Consider the following 13464-nt stretch of genomic DNA (forward strand, 5'->3'; position numbering starts at 1 on the left):
TGATCCCCTGTGGGAGCGAGCCTGCTCGCGAAGGCGTCGGCACATTCAGCATCAATGTGACTGACAGGCCGCATTCGCGAGCAGGCTCGCTCCCACATTTGAACTGTGTGTTTGTTGGGTTTCTGTTGGAGTCTGGCAATGCCGTTACGCGAAGAGTGTCTGTGGGAAAAACTGACGCCACAAAGGCCGGACAATTCGGCCCTCAAGGGTGAGGTTTCGGTGGATGTCTGCGTCATCGGCGCCGGGTTTACCGGTTTGTCGGCGGCGGTGCATCTGCTGGAGCAAGGCAAGACCGTTTGTGTGCTGGAGGCTCACCGCGCCGGCCATGGTGGTTCGGGGCGCAACGTCGGGCTGGTCAACGCCGGGATGTGGATTCCCCCGGACGAGATCGAAGCCGGGTTTGGCGAGGCCGTCGGCAGCCAGCTCAACCGCATGCTGGGGGCGGCGCCATCCCTGGTGTTCAGCCTTGTGGACAAGTACAGCATCGATTGCCAGTTGCGTCGCGAAGGCACGCTGCACATGGCGCACAACGCCCGCGGGGAAGCCGATCTGCGCAGTCGTGAAGAACAATGGAAACGTCGCGGTGCGCCGGTAGAGCTGCTCACCGGGCAAGCTTGCGAACAAGCCACCGGCACGAAAAAGATCGCCGCCGCGCTGCTCGATCGCCGCGCCGGCACGCTCAACCCGATGGCCTACACCACAGGGCTGGCCAAAGCGGCCATCGGCCTCGGTGGTCAATTATTCGATCATTCCCCGGTCACCCGACTCGAACGTCAGGGTCAGCGCTGGTCAGTACAGACTGCCCAGGGCTCGGTCATGGCCGAGAAGGTGGTGATTGCCTCCAATGCCTACACCGAAGGCGACTGGACGGAACTGCGGCGCAATTTCTTCCCGGGTTATTACTATCAGGTGGCCTCGGCCCCGCTGACCGAAGAAGCCGCCCGGCAAATTCTGCCCGGTGGCCAAGGGTCCTGGGACACCCGACAGGTGCTCAGCAGTATCCGTCGCGACAAAGACGGTCGCCTGCTGCTTGGCAGCCTGGGTAATGGCAATCAGAAACCGGCCTGGTTTCTCAAAGCCTGGGCCGACCGGGTGCAGCAACATTACTTCCCTTACCTGAAACCGGTGGAATGGGAGTGCACCTGGACCGGTTGCATCGCTTTCACCCCCGATCATTTGATGCGTCTGTTCGAACCGGCGCCCGGTTTAGTGGCAGTCACCGGTTACAACGGCCGGGGCGTGACCACGGGAACAGTGGTCGGCAAGGCCTTTGCCGATTACCTGTGTAACGGAAATCCTCAAGCGCTTCCGATTCCCTTTGCTCCCATGCAGCCACTGACCGGGGTGGGGTTGCGCAGCTGTCTGTATGAGGCGGGATTCTCGCTGTATCACGCAGGCCAGTGCCTGCGGATCGTGATCTGAAGGTTGATTTTTGCAGTGGGAAGCGGCGCTTTTTCGATCTGCAGCTAGCCTGTAGTGGTGCGGGTTGTAGCAGTCCCGCACCAGCAGTGTGCACTTCGGTGACGCACGTTGTTACAGGCTGGTTGCACGTCGTTTAAAGCCGCGGTTGCAATGATGGCGCAGGCGGGTTGCGCCTCAAAAAAATAATGGTTTCACCTTCCGCGGTTTAGACGGTTGCACGCCCAATGAAAATGGGACCGAAACAGTCGAATTAACAAGACAGCAGCGACTTTTTTCAGAATAAAAAACCGATGGCACGGCCCTTGCTCTGAGCATTCAGTGAAGTCGCAGTGCCAATTAAAAAAACCATGGAGCACCACCTCATGTCCCAGACGTTTTACAAGAAAGGCTTTCTGGCCCTCGCAGTGGCAACTGCGCTGGGTGTTTCTGCGTTTGCTCAGGCTGACATCAAGATCGGCGTAGCGGGACCAATGACAGGCGCCAACGCGGCATTTGGCGAGCAGTACATGAAGGGTGCACAGGCGGCGGCCGATGCGGTCAACGCGGCGGGCGGGGTTAATGGGGAAAAAATCGTACTGGTCAAGGGCGATGACGCCTGCGAACCGAAACAGGCTGTGACGGTCGCCAAAGACCTGACCAACCAGAAAGTCGCCGGCGTGGTCGGTCACTTCTGCTCCTCGTCGACCATCCCGGCCTCCGAGATCTACGACGAAGCGGGCATCATCGCCATCACTCCAGGCTCCACCAACCCGGCTGTGACCGAGCGTGGCCTGAGCGCCATGTTCCGTATGTGCGGGCGTGACGACCAGCAAGGCATCGTGGCCGGCGACTACATCGTCGACGTGCTCAAGGGCAAGAAAGTTGTCGTGCTGCACGACAAGGACACCTACGGCCAGGGCCTGGCGGATGCCACCAAGGCTCAACTGGTCAAGCGCGGCGTAACGCCTGTGCTGTATGAAGGCCTGACCCGTGGCGAGAAAGACTTCAGCACCATCGTGACCAAAATCCGCGGCGCCGGCGCTGACGTCGTCTACTTTGGTGGCCTGCACCCGGAAGCCGGTCCTCTGGTGCGTCAACTGCGTGAACAAGGCCTGAAAGACGTCAAGTTCATGTCCGATGACGGCATCGTGACCGACGAACTGGTGACCACCGCTGGCGGTCCGCAATTCGTTGACGGCGTGCTGATGACCTTCGGTGCCGACCCACGCATGCTGCCAGACAGCAAGACCGTGGTAGACGCCTTCCGCAAGGCCGGTACCGAGCCTGAAGGCTACACCCTGTACGCCTACGCTTCGGTCCAGACCCTGGCAGCAGCCTTCAACGGCGCCAAGTCCAACAAGGGCGAAGAAGCGGCAGCATGGCTGAAGAAGAACCCGGTCAAGACCGTCATGGGCGAGAAGACCTGGGACAGCAAGGGCGACCTGAAAATCTCCGACTACGTGGTTTACCAGTGGGACAAGGATGGCAAGTACCACCAGCTGGAAAAACAGAAGTAAGGGCTGACCCGATCAGCTGACTCCACAGTTCCCCTGTAGGAGCGAGCCAGCTCGCGATGACGGACTGACAGGCAACTCATTCGTTGAATGTTAAACCGCAATCGCGAGCAGGCTCGCTCCTACAGGGAGCGGTGGTGTGTCGGCTGATCGTGGCTGACATTGCTCCGACGTATATCTGTATTTTCCTTAGAGGAACCGCACAGCCACATGTGCAGGTTCTCATTGCGTGAGATTGCGTTATGGATGGTATTTTCCTGCAGCAACTGGTCAACGGCCTGACCCTCGGGTCGGTCTATGGCCTGATCGCCATCGGCTACACAATGGTCTATGGCATCATCGGCATGATCAACTTCGCCCACGGCGAGGTTTACATGATTTCCGCTTACCTCGCGGCAATCAGTCTGGCTCTGCTGGCTTACTTCGGTATCGAATCCTTCCCGCTGCTGATGCTTGGCACACTGATCTTCACCATCGTCGTCACGGCGGTGTATGGCTGGGTCATCGAGCGCGTCGCCTACAAGCCCCTGCGCAACTCCACCCGACTCGCACCGTTGATCAGTGCGATCGGTATCTCCCTGATCCTGCAAAACTACGCACAGATCTCCCAGGGCGCGAAGCAACAAGGCGTTCCGACTTTGCTCTCGGGTGCCTGGCGCGTTGATATCGGTACCGGTTTCGTTCAGTTGACCTACACCAAGGTCTTCATTCTGATCGCAGCGTTCGTCGGGATGGCTGCGCTGACCTACATCATCAAGTACACCAAGCTCGGCCGCATGTGCCGTGCAACCCAGCAAGACCGCAAGATGGCTTCGATCCTGGGGATCAACACCGATCGGGTGATTTCCTACGTGTTCATCATCGGTGCAGCGATGGCGGCCCTGGCCGGCGTGCTGATCACCATGAACTACGGCACATTCGACTTCTATGCCGGCTTCATCATCGGGATCAAGGCGTTCACCGCCGCGGTACTTGGCGGGATTGGCTCACTGCCCGGCGCGATGCTCGGCGGGATCATTCTCGGGATTTCCGAGTCGCTGTTTTCCGGTCTGGTGAACTCGGACTACAAAGACGTTTTCAGCTTCTCGTTGCTGGTCCTCGTTCTGGTCTTTCGGCCTCAAGGCCTGCTCGGCCGTCCTCTTGTGTCGAAGGTGTAAGCGATGTCTTCAACCACTAAAAAAACCATTGATATCAAAAAAAGTCTGGTTGACGCGATTCTTGCCGGCCTCATTGCCCTGATCGTGTTCGGGCCGATCGTCGGCGTCGTTCTCGATGGCTATGGCTTCAACCTGGAAACCACTCGTGTGGCGTGGATTGTCGCTATCGTCATGGCCGGTCGTTTTGCCCTGAGCATGTTCCTGCAAACCCCCAAGGGCCTGAGAATCCTCGAAGGTTTTGAAAGCACTGGCTCCGGGGTGCATGTACTGGCACCGGATTACAAATCGCGGTTGCGCTGGATCATCCCGCTGATGATCGTCATCGCCGTGGTGTTCCCGTTTTTCTCCAACTCCTACCTGTTGGGCGTGGTCATTCTCGGGCTGATCTACGTGCTGCTGGGGCTGGGGCTGAACATCGTGGTTGGCCTGGCCGGCCTGCTCGACCTCGGTTACGTGGCGTTCTACGCCATCGGTGCCTACGGCCTGGCGCTCGGTTATCAATATCTTGGATTGGGCTTCTGGACGGTGTTGCCGCTGGCGGCGATTACCGCCGGCCTGGCCGGTTGCATCCTCGGCTTCCCGGTGTTGCGCCTGCATGGCGACTATCTGGCGATCGTGACCCTGGGTTTCGGTGAAATCATCCGTCTGATCCTCAACAACTGGTTGTCGCTGACTGGCGGCCCGAACGGCATGGCAGCGCCGTTGCCAACCTTCTTCGGCATCGAGTTCGGAAAAAGGGCGAAAGAGGGCGGAGTGCCGTTCCATGAGTTCTTCGGCATCGCCTACAACCCTGACGTGAAGTACTACTTCATCTACGTCGTGTTGTTCCTGGTGGTCCTGGCCGTGCTGCACATCAAGCATCGCCTGACCCGCATGCCGGTCGGCCGCGCCTGGGAAGCCCTGCGCGAAGACGAAATCGCCTGCCGCTCCATGGGCCTGAACCACGTACTGGTCAAGCTCTCGGCGTTCACTATCGGTGCCTCGACGGCCGGTCTGGCCGGGGTTTTTTTCGCCACCTACCAGGGCTTCGTCAACCCAACCTCGTTCACCTTCTTCGAATCGGCGCTGATCCTCGCCATCGTGGTACTGGGGGGCATGGGTTCGACCATAGGCGTCGTAATTGCAGCCTTCGTGCTGACCGTCGCCCCGGAACTGCTGCGTGGCTTCGCCGAATACCGCGTGCTGCTGTTCGGCATCCTGATGGTGTTGATGATGATCTGGCGACCGCGCGGCCTGATTCGGATCAGCCGTACCGGTGTGACCCCGCGTAAAGGAGTAGCGCCATGAGCGAAGTCGTACTCAGTGTAGAAAAGCTGATGATGCACTTCGGCGGCATCAAGGCGTTGAGCGATGTCAGCCTGAAAGTGCACCGCAACTCGATCTTCGCCTTGATCGGGCCTAACGGCGCCGGCAAGACCACGGTGTTCAACTGCCTGACCGGGTTCTACAAAGCCTCCGGCGGCAAGATCGAACTCAACATCCGTGGGCAACAGACCAACGTCATCAAGTTGCTGGGTGAGTCGTTCAAGCCAACCGATTTCGTTTCGCCGAAATCCTTCGCCAGTCGGCTGTTCTACAAGGCATTCGGCGGCACCCACCTGGTGAACCGGGCAGGCCTGGCGCGGACCTTCCAGAACATTCGTTTGTTCAAGGAAATGTCCGTACTGGAAAACCTGCTGGTGGCCCAGCACATGTGGGTCAACCGCAGCATGCTCGCCGGCATCCTCAATACCAAGGGCTACCGCAAGGCCGAAAGCGATGCGCTGGACCACGCGTTCTACTGGCTGGAAGTGGTGGATCTGGTGGACTGCGCCAACCGCCTGGCCGGTGAACTGTCCTACGGCCAGCAACGCCGCCTGGAAATCGCCCGGGCCATGTGCACCCGTCCGCAGATCATCTGCCTCGACGAACCGGCCGCCGGCCTCAACCCTCAGGAAACCGAAGCGCTGAGCGCGATGATCCGGCTGCTGCGCGACGAGCACGATCTGACCGTGGTGCTGATCGAACACGACATGGGCATGGTTATGAGTATCTCCGACCACATCGTGGTGCTGGACCACGGCATCGTCATTGCCGAGGGTGGTCCCGACGACATCCGCAACGACCCGAAAGTGATTGCTGCGTACCTGGGCGCCGAAGAAGAGGAGGTGGTATGAGTAAACCCATCCTCGAACTCAAGGATCTGGACGTGTTTTACGGCCCGATCCAGGCCCTTAAAGGTGTCTCGCTGCACATCAACGAAGGGGAAACCGTCAGCCTGATCGGCTCCAACGGTGCCGGCAAGTCGACCCTGCTGATGTCGATCTTCGGCCAGCCAAGGGCGGCGGACGGTCAGATCCTCTATCAGGGCGTGGATATTACCCACAAGTCGTCCCACTACATCGCCTCCAACGGCATCGCGCAATCGCCGGAAGGGCGGCGGGTGTTCCCCGACATGACCGTCGAGGAGAACCTGCTGATGGGCACCATCCCTATCGGTGACAAGTACGCCAAGGAGGACATGCAACGCATGTTCGAGCTGTTCCCGCGGCTCGAAGAGCGGCGTACCCAGCGGGCGATGACCATGTCTGGCGGCGAGCAGCAAATGCTCGCCATCGCCCGGGCCCTGATGAGCCGGCCGAAGTTGTTGCTGCTCGATGAGCCGAGCCTGGGCCTGGCGCCGATTGTGGTGAAGCAGATCTTCGCCACCCTGCGGGAACTGGCCAAGACCGGCATGACCATCTTCCTGGTGGAACAGAACGCCAACCACGCCCTGCGGTTGTCGGACCGGGCGTATGTGATGGTCAACGGCGAGATACGCATGACCGGCACCGGCAAGGAGTTGTTGGTCAACGAGGATGTGCGTAACGCCTATCTCGGCGGGCACTGAGTCTGCTTTGTCATGCACAGCCCCGGCGCGCAATCGCCGGGGCTTTTTTACATCTCCCAAACATCACTAAACCCTGTGGGAGCGAGCTTGCTCGCGATAGCGGTGCGTCAGTCACCACGATGCAAACTGTGCCCCGGTCATCGCGAGCAAGCTCGCTCCCACAGGGTTTTTGGCATGCCTCAAGAGAATTGTGGAAAACAATATTCCCAAGCTCGTAAAGCGCGACATAAAGCCGCTGCAAATAGTTGTTTTGTCACGGTTTTGACTTGTCCCCGTTTGCTGTGGAACCGGCTGTGAATAACGTGGGAGTAGCTGGCTGGAGGCCTTTTAAACCGTGGCTTGCAGAGGTGTGGTTGTTTTTTGATCAGGTGTTTTTGCGCAGCTTGCAGGCCGCTTTGTCAACCTTTTTGTTCGGGATGAAAGTGCGTGGAATCGGCGTGGACAAGCCTGTGGATAAGTCTGTGATTAAACTCTGGAAAGACCCCGCTGAAGGCCGTGGTTACTGGCTTGGCGCCATCGTCGGTTTGACCCGTCAGTCATGAAAATGGCCAAGAGCTACACAGCAGGCGGTTGAGGGTCAAGCAAAAAAGTTTCAAAATCCCGCGCAAAGCCTTGTGGATAGCGGCTTGCAGCTTTTCCACTTGCCCCCAAAGACTGTGGACCGGCCTGTGGATAACGTGCGCGCACATGGCTGTAGGCCACGCTGGTCAAGGGCTTGCCGGAGTTGAGCGTTTTTTGAACAGTTTGAACGGTGGTTGCCGCTGTGAACAAGGCCGGGCATGCTGCCTGCTGATTTTCTATTCCAATGGCTGGCGATCAGCCGAAGCAAGGAGAACACGATGTCCAACACCCTGTTTATTACCGGCGCGACCTCCGGTTTTGGTGAAGCCTGTGCCCGTCGTTTTGCCGAGGCCGGCTGGAAACTGGTGCTGACTGGCCGTCGTGAGGAGCGCCTCAATGCGTTGTGCGCCGAGCTGTCGAAGCAGACCGAAGTCCATGGCCTGGTGCTCGATGTGCGTGATCGCAAGGCCATGGAGGAGGCGATTGCCAATCTGCCGCCATCCTTTGCCAAACTGCGCGGGTTGATCAACAACGCCGGGCTGGCCCTGGGGGTTGATCCGGCACCCAAGTGTGACCTCGACGACTGGGACACCATGGTCGATACCAACGTCAAAGGCCTGATGTACAGCACCCGTCTGCTGTTGCCGCGCCTGATCGCCCACGGTCGTGGTGCCGGTATCGTCAACCTGGGGTCCATCGCCGGCAACTACCCGTACCCGGGCAGCCACGTGTATGGCGCGACCAAGGCGTTCGTCAAACAGTTCTCCGTGAACCTGCGCTGCGACCTGCAAGGCACGGGCGTACGGGTCAGCAACATCGAGCCGGGCTTGTGCGAGAGCGAGTTCTCGCTGGTGCGTTTTGCCGGTGACCAGGAGCGCTACAACGCCACTTACGCCGGCGCCGAGCCGATTCAGCCGCAGGATATCGCCGAGACCATCTTCTGGGTGCTCAATGCACCGGCGCATATCAACATCAACAGCCTGGAGCTGATGCCGGTCAGCCAGACCTGGGCCGGGTTTACTATTGATCGCAGTGGTGGCAAGGCTTAATACCGAGTCATCGTTCTTCGCGAGCAAGCCCGCTCCCACATTAGACCGCGATCCAATGTGGGAGCGGGCTTGCTCGCGAAGGGACCGGAACGGATAAATCAGGACATCAGCTAGACTCCTCCCTCAAGCAGCCCGCCACACCCGGCGGTCTAGAGGTTTTAGAGGAGATCAAGTGAGTAATCGAGGCGAGCAGTCGCTGCTCAAACAATCGACCTTCCTGATGCTCGCCGTGACATTCGCCGGGATCATCACCGGTTTTGTTTCGGGCGCCCAATCCATCCTGTTCGATGGCTTTTTTTCGTTGGTCGCGGCCTTCATCAAGGTCCTGATGCTGATCACCGCCCGGTTGATCGCCAAGGAAAGCAACCAGCGCTTCCAGTTCGGTTCCTGGCACCTGGAACCCATGGTGCTGGTGATCGAAGGCTGTTTCATATTCCTGGTGGCCGTTTATGCGTTTCTCAACGGTGTGTTCGGCATCATCAATGGAGGCCGCGAGGTCGAACTCGGTCTGGTGATCCTCTACGCGGCGGTGTTCACCGTCGTTGAGCTCATTTACTTCTTCTACGTCCGCCATCGCAATCGCACACTCAAATCATCGCTGATCCAGTTCGACAACATCAGTTGGCTGGTGGACGCGATGCTGTCGGCGGGACTGCTGGTGAGTTTCCTCATCGCGCTGTTGCTCAAGACTCAGGGTTACGACAAGTGGGCGGTGTATGTCGACCCGATGATCCTGATCCTGCTGGCCCTGGGCATGCTCCCCCCAGCGTTCAAAATCCTCGGGCCGGCCTTGCGCGATGTGTTGGGGATCGTTCCTGATCAACTGGACGACAAGGTGCGTCAGGTGATGGAGGTGGCGAAGGTCGAGCATGGTTTCGACGATTACATTTCCTACGTGCAGAAACACGGCAGGGCCTGTTTTATCGAGATTCACATCGTATTGCCGAAGGATTACTGGCTGGACGGTGTGGGGCAACTGGACAGTTTGCGCGAGGAGATTTCCGCGAAACTCGGTAAGCCGGATGCCGCGCGATGGCTGACCATCAGCTTTACCGGGGATCGCAAGTGGACTGAGTGATTGGATTTCACCTTGTGGCGAGATATTGCGCCAACCCGCGATAGCAGGTCGCCAGGTGATAAGGCGTGGTCGACGGCATGTCGCGGCGGCTGACTTCACCGTGCTCGTCACGGCATTCGTGCCAGCCGCCGGTATGCAGCGAGCGCTGCTGCAATACTTGTAATTGACGCAGCACGACGGCCTCGTTATCCGGACGCAGCGTCAATGCGCGCAGGTACTCGGCCTGGGCCCAGATACGCTGCGTGGCGTCCCGGACGCCGCCATCCGCTGCAAAGTCGAGCATCGCCCGCACGGCACCCGTCTGCTGATCGACACCCACTTGCTCGGTAAAGGCGAAGGCCCGCTCCAGATCGGCATGCAGCGTCGAACTGCGCAACAGCGCCGAGGATTCCAGTAGGAAATACCACTCGAACTGGTGCCCCGGTTCAAACCAGTTATCCACAGATCCCAACGGCTTTTCCATCAACACGCCGTGCTGCGGATCGATAAAGCGCGCGTGCATGGCTGTGCATAACTCGACGAGCGCCTGTTGCACGTCGAGGTCTTCACGCACCGACAGGGTGGCAAGGAATGCTTCGGCCAGGTGCATCAGCGGATTTTGCAAAGGGCCGCTGTCCAGCGATGCCCAGTCGCGCTCGAGCGTGGCTTCGTACAGACCGTCGTCCGTGGCGAAACGCTGCGCAATCACTTCCAGCGAGGCATTGAGCACCGACTCCACCAGCGGCTCGCGGACCTTGTTCCAGTAATGGGCGCAGGCGAACAGGATGAAGGCGTGGGTGTAGAGGTCCTTGCGCTGATCCAGCGGCGCACCTTGCGCATCGACACTGTAGAACCAGCCACCGTGCTCGGCATCGTGGAAGTGCCGCTGCAACGAGCGGAACAACGCGGCGGCACGCTCTTCGGCGCCCGGCACCTGACCGATCAGGCTGGCAAACAGATACAACTGCCGCGCACAGGCCATGGCCCGGTAGCGTTGCGGTGGCAGCGGTTGGTGTTCGGCATCCAGCGCCTCGTAGGGCAACGCCATGTCGGCATTCCAGCCCGGACCTTGCCAAAGCGGCACGATGACGTTCAGGAAGTGCTGTTGCACCGAGGCAAACAGGGCGGTCAGTTCAGGCTGAGAGGCGGAGCGGGAAACAGGTGGCATTGGCTGGCGTCGTCACGGCAGGGGCGATTGCGCGACATGTTAGCAGGCCTGAGAGGGGTGGTGTCTGTCAGGCCGTCATCGCGAGCAGGCATCAAAAAATCAACCCGCCAACAACCATACCCCGGTCGCCGCCGAAGCCGCGCCCGCCAGTCGCACCAGAGGCGCTGCGGTCTGCGGCAACACCCGCACCAGCGCATAACCTGCTGCATGCAATGCTGCTGTGGCCGCTACGAAACCAGCGGCATAGGTCCATGGACTCGACATGTCCGGCAGTTCCAGCCCGTGCGCGACACCATGAAACAGTGCAAACAACGCCGTCGCACCCACCGCCATCACCAACGGTGGACGCACTGCCAAGGCAACAGCCAGCCCCAAGGCCAACACGGAAGCAGCAATCCCGCTCTCCAGTGCCGGCAGGTTCAATCCTTCAAAACCCAACAGCCCGCCAATCAACATAGTGCCGACAAATGCGCACGGCAGCGCCCAGCGTGCGGCGCCTTGCTGCTGTGCCGCCCACAAACCGACCGCGAGCATCGCCAGCAAGTGATCGAGACCGCCAAGCGGATGGCCGATACCGGCGATCAAGCCGTTGTCGCCATGCCCCGGATGGGCGAAGGCGAGGGTCGGGGCCAGCAGCAGGGCCAGGGCGCCGAGAATGCGTTTGAGTGTCATGGATAAGCTTCCTTGTTGATAAGTCGTGATCAGGCCGCGGTCAGCAAACCCTGGCGTTCGATGAAGGCGATGATCTCTTCCAGACCCAAGCCGGTTTTCTGATTGCTGAACACAAACGGCTTGCCGTTGCGCATGCGTTTTGTGTCGCTGTCCATCATTGTCAGCGAGGCACCGACCAGCGGCGCGAGGTCGATCTTGTTGATCACCAACAGGTCGGATTTGCAGATCCCCGGCCCACCCTTGCGCGGCAGCTTGTCGCCGGCCGAGACGTCGATCACGTAGATCGTCAGGTCGGACAGTTCCGGGCTGAAGGTCGCGGAGAGGTTGTCGCCCCCGGACTCCACGAGAATCAGGTCCAGCCCCGGAAAGCGGCGGTTCAGTTGATCCACGGCTTCGAGGTTGATCGAGGCGTCTTCGCGGATGGCCGTGTGCGGGCAGCCACCGGTTTCCACGCCGATGATGCGTTCCGGCGCCAGGGCTTCATTGCGCACCAGAAAATCGGCGTCTTCGCGGGTGTAGATGTCGTTGGTCACGACGGCCAGGTTGTAACGCTCGCGCAGGGCCAGGCACAGGGCCAGGGTCAGGGCGGTTTTGCCGGAGCCGACCGGGCCGCCGATGCCGACGCGCAGGGGTTGTGCGTTCATGTGATTCTCCAAAATTAAAGGCCCTAGGAACGGAACAGACGGCTGTACTGGCGCTCGTGGGCCATGCACGCCAGGGACAGGCCGAAAGCGGCGCTGCCGTAATGATCGGGATCGATTCGGGTGGCGTTCTGTTGAGCTTGTTGAAGCAGCGGCAGCAGTTCGCTAGTCAGGCGTTGGGCAGCTTGCTGACCGAGGGGCAGGGTCTTCATCAGCACTGCCAACTGGTTTTCCAGCCAGCTCCAGAGCCACGCGGCCAGGGCGTCCTGCGGGCTGATGTGCCAGGCGCGCGCGGCCAAGGCCCAACCCAGGGCCAGATGTGGCTCGCTGCGTTGTTCGAGGAAGGCACGGGCCGGCGCGTCGAGTTCCGGCAAGCCATTGAGCAATTGCTGCAACGAGTAGCCCATCTGCCGGCTCTCCTGATGCAGCTCGCGGGTTTCGCGACTGGCGCGATGCTCTTCACAGCTCTGCAGCAATTCGTCCCAGTTTTCCTCGCTGGCGGCCACGCAATGGGCGAGCAACAGCGGCGCTTCGAAGCGTGCCAGATTCAAAAGCAACTGATCGCTGATCCAGCGTCGGGCGCTGTCGGGGTCGTGAACGCGGCCGTTATCCACAGCCATTTCCAGCCCTTGGGAGTAGCTGTAGCCGCCAATCGGCAATTGCGGACTGGCCAGGCGCAACAGCGCCCAGGCCGGGTTCATGTGCGTACGCCGAACTGGTGCAGTTTCGGCGCGTAGTTGAAGTCTTCATCACCGTGGCGCGAGTGGTGATGACCACCGCCGTAGGCGCCATGTTCCGGCTGGAACGGCGCCTCGATGTTCACGGCAACGGCACCAAGTTGTTCGAGCATGGCCTTGAGCACGTAATCGTCGAGCAGGCGCAACCAGCCGTTGCCGACTTGCAGGGCGACATGGCGGTTGCCCAGGTGATAGGCCGCGCGGGTCAGTTCAAAAGCATTGGCGCAAGTGACGTGCAGCAATTGTTCGGGGCGGGCGCAAACGCGGACGATTCGCCCGTCTTCGGCTTGCAGGCATTCGCCGTCATGCAACGGCGGCTGGCCGCGCTGCAAAAACAACCCGACGTCTTCGCCTTCGGCACTGAAACAGCGCAAACGGCTTTTGCTGCGGGCTTCGAACGTCAGGTGCAGTTCGGCGGCCCAAACGGGTTGAGGGTCGATTCTGCGATGAATCACCAGCATCGGAAGGCTTCCAGCAATGGGCAATGCTCAGGCTAGAGCAAGGGGCTTGCCAATCGACATGATGCGTAGGAAATGGCTGAAGGAGACGTGGGATTGGTATCGTTGGAGTGAGTTTTTTGGTTGAAGTTGGTGCGTTGTTTTTGAGTTGCGCACCAAGTTGAAGCGGCGCAGTTCAAT

At 59.8% G+C, this 13464-nt stretch carries 14 protein-coding genes; 9 read left to right on the forward strand and 5 right to left on the reverse strand.

Annotated elements, in window-relative coordinates; translation table 11 throughout:
• The first annotated feature begins 138 nt into the window (after nt 1–138).
• The 9 genes from amaA (at nt 139) to AC3IT9_RS02835 (ending at nt 9629) form a co-directional block, all read left to right on the forward strand.
• Complete coding sequence (gene amaA / locus AC3IT9_RS02795; protein WP_423502396.1) at nt 139–1422, forward strand: L-pipecolate oxidase; 1284 nt, start codon at nt 139–141, stop codon at nt 1420–1422.
• 362 nt (nt 1423–1784) lie between these two features.
• The gene (locus AC3IT9_RS02800) at nt 1785–2918 is read left to right on the forward strand and encodes an ABC transporter substrate-binding protein (RefSeq protein ID WP_053153757.1); all 1134 of its coding nucleotides are present in this window, start codon (nt 1785–1787) and stop codon (nt 2916–2918) included.
• Between the two features lie 239 nt (nt 2919–3157).
• The gene (locus AC3IT9_RS02805) at nt 3158–4072 is read left to right on the forward strand and encodes an ABC transporter permease subunit (protein ID WP_150727864.1); all 915 of its coding nucleotides are present in this window, start codon (nt 3158–3160) and stop codon (nt 4070–4072) included.
• 3 nt (nt 4073–4075) lie between these two features.
• Nucleotides 4076–5359 (forward strand): high-affinity branched-chain amino acid ABC transporter permease LivM, encoded by a 1284-nt coding sequence (gene livM / locus AC3IT9_RS02810; RefSeq protein ID WP_150755829.1) that lies wholly within the window; start codon nt 4076–4078, stop codon nt 5357–5359.
• On the forward strand, nt 5356–6228 hold the full coding sequence (locus AC3IT9_RS02815; RefSeq protein ID WP_095945441.1) for an ABC transporter ATP-binding protein: 873 nt from the start codon (nt 5356–5358) through the stop codon (nt 6226–6228). Before livM ends, AC3IT9_RS02815 begins: the two co-directional genes overlap by 4 nt.
• Nucleotides 6225–6941, forward strand: a complete 717-nt coding sequence (locus AC3IT9_RS02820) for an ABC transporter ATP-binding protein (protein WP_007979701.1) — start codon at nt 6225–6227, stop codon at nt 6939–6941. Before AC3IT9_RS02815 ends, AC3IT9_RS02820 begins: the two co-directional genes overlap by 4 nt.
• Nucleotides 6942–7234: 293 nt before the next feature.
• Nucleotides 7235–7483 carry a hypothetical protein gene (locus tag AC3IT9_RS02825; protein WP_489271956.1) on the forward strand — a complete coding sequence of 83 codons (249 nt, stop codon included), beginning with the start codon at nt 7235–7237 and terminating at the stop codon, nt 7481–7483.
• 297 nt (nt 7484–7780) lie between these two features.
• Nucleotides 7781–8551, forward strand: a complete 771-nt coding sequence (locus AC3IT9_RS02830; protein ID WP_223461592.1) for an SDR family oxidoreductase — start codon at nt 7781–7783, stop codon at nt 8549–8551.
• 172 nt (nt 8552–8723) lie between these two features.
• The gene (locus AC3IT9_RS02835) at nt 8724–9629 is read left to right on the forward strand and encodes a cation diffusion facilitator family transporter (RefSeq protein ID WP_489271957.1); all 906 of its coding nucleotides are present in this window, start codon (nt 8724–8726) and stop codon (nt 9627–9629) included.
• A 7-nt stretch (nt 9630–9636) separates the two neighbouring features.
• On the opposite strand, the gene AC3IT9_RS02840 is transcribed toward AC3IT9_RS02835, so the two are convergent.
• From AC3IT9_RS02840 to ureE, 5 genes are all read right to left on the reverse strand, one after another.
• The gene (locus AC3IT9_RS02840; protein ID WP_489271959.1) at nt 9637–10776 is read right to left on the reverse strand and encodes an AGE family epimerase/isomerase; all 1140 of its coding nucleotides are present in this window, start codon (nt 10774–10776) and stop codon (nt 9637–9639) included.
• Between the two features lie 99 nt (nt 10777–10875).
• Complete coding sequence (locus AC3IT9_RS02845; RefSeq protein WP_489271960.1) at nt 10876–11448, reverse strand: HupE/UreJ family protein; 573 nt, start codon at nt 11446–11448, stop codon at nt 10876–10878.
• Between the two features lie 29 nt (nt 11449–11477).
• Nucleotides 11478–12092: an urease accessory protein UreG gene (ureG, locus tag AC3IT9_RS02850; RefSeq protein ID WP_150727856.1), complete on the reverse strand. Its 615-nt coding sequence runs from the start codon at nt 12090–12092 to the stop codon at nt 11478–11480.
• 23 nt (nt 12093–12115) lie between these two features.
• Nucleotides 12116–12790: an urease accessory protein UreF gene (locus tag AC3IT9_RS02855; protein ID WP_150755834.1), complete on the reverse strand. Its 675-nt coding sequence runs from the start codon at nt 12788–12790 to the stop codon at nt 12116–12118.
• Nucleotides 12787–13287: an urease accessory protein UreE gene (ureE, locus tag AC3IT9_RS02860; protein ID WP_150727854.1), complete on the reverse strand. Its 501-nt coding sequence runs from the start codon at nt 13285–13287 to the stop codon at nt 12787–12789. The genes AC3IT9_RS02855 and ureE overlap by 4 nt, the downstream gene beginning before the upstream one ends.
• Between the last annotated feature and the right edge of the window lie 177 nt (nt 13288–13464).

Source organism: Pseudomonas sp. KH_046_1 (genome assembly GCF_057839025.1).

Bases quoted from the DNA above. Each gene is read 5' to 3' on its own strand.
- amaA (WP_423502396.1), top strand. From the start codon at position 139: ATGCCGTTACGCGAAGAGTGTCTGTGGGAAAAACTGACGCCACAAAGG.
- AC3IT9_RS02800 (WP_053153757.1), top strand. From the start codon at position 1,785: ATGTCCCAGACGTTTTACAAGAAAGGCTTTCTGGCCCTCGCAGTGGCA.
- AC3IT9_RS02805 (WP_150727864.1), top strand. From the start codon at position 3,158: ATGGATGGTATTTTCCTGCAGCAACTGGTCAACGGCCTGACCCTCGGG.
- livM (WP_150755829.1), top strand. From the start codon at position 4,076: ATGTCTTCAACCACTAAAAAAACCATTGATATCAAAAAAAGTCTGGTT.
- AC3IT9_RS02815 (WP_095945441.1), top strand. From the start codon at position 5,356: ATGAGCGAAGTCGTACTCAGTGTAGAAAAGCTGATGATGCACTTCGGC.
- AC3IT9_RS02820 (WP_007979701.1), top strand. From the start codon at position 6,225: ATGAGTAAACCCATCCTCGAACTCAAGGATCTGGACGTGTTTTACGGC.
- AC3IT9_RS02830 (WP_223461592.1), top strand. From the start codon at position 7,781: ATGTCCAACACCCTGTTTATTACCGGCGCGACCTCCGGTTTTGGTGAA.
- AC3IT9_RS02840 (WP_489271959.1), bottom strand. From the start codon at position 10,776: ATGCCACCTGTTTCCCGCTCCGCCTCTCAGCCTGAACTGACCGCCCTG.
- AC3IT9_RS02845 (WP_489271960.1), bottom strand. From the start codon at position 11,448: ATGACACTCAAACGCATTCTCGGCGCCCTGGCCCTGCTGCTGGCCCCG.
- ureG (WP_150727856.1), bottom strand. From the start codon at position 12,092: ATGAACGCACAACCCCTGCGCGTCGGCATCGGCGGCCCGGTCGGCTCC.
- AC3IT9_RS02855 (WP_150755834.1), bottom strand. From the start codon at position 12,790: ATGAACCCGGCCTGGGCGCTGTTGCGCCTGGCCAGTCCGCAATTGCCG.
- ureE (WP_150727854.1), bottom strand. From the start codon at position 13,287: ATGCTGGTGATTCATCGCAGAATCGACCCTCAACCCGTTTGGGCCGCC.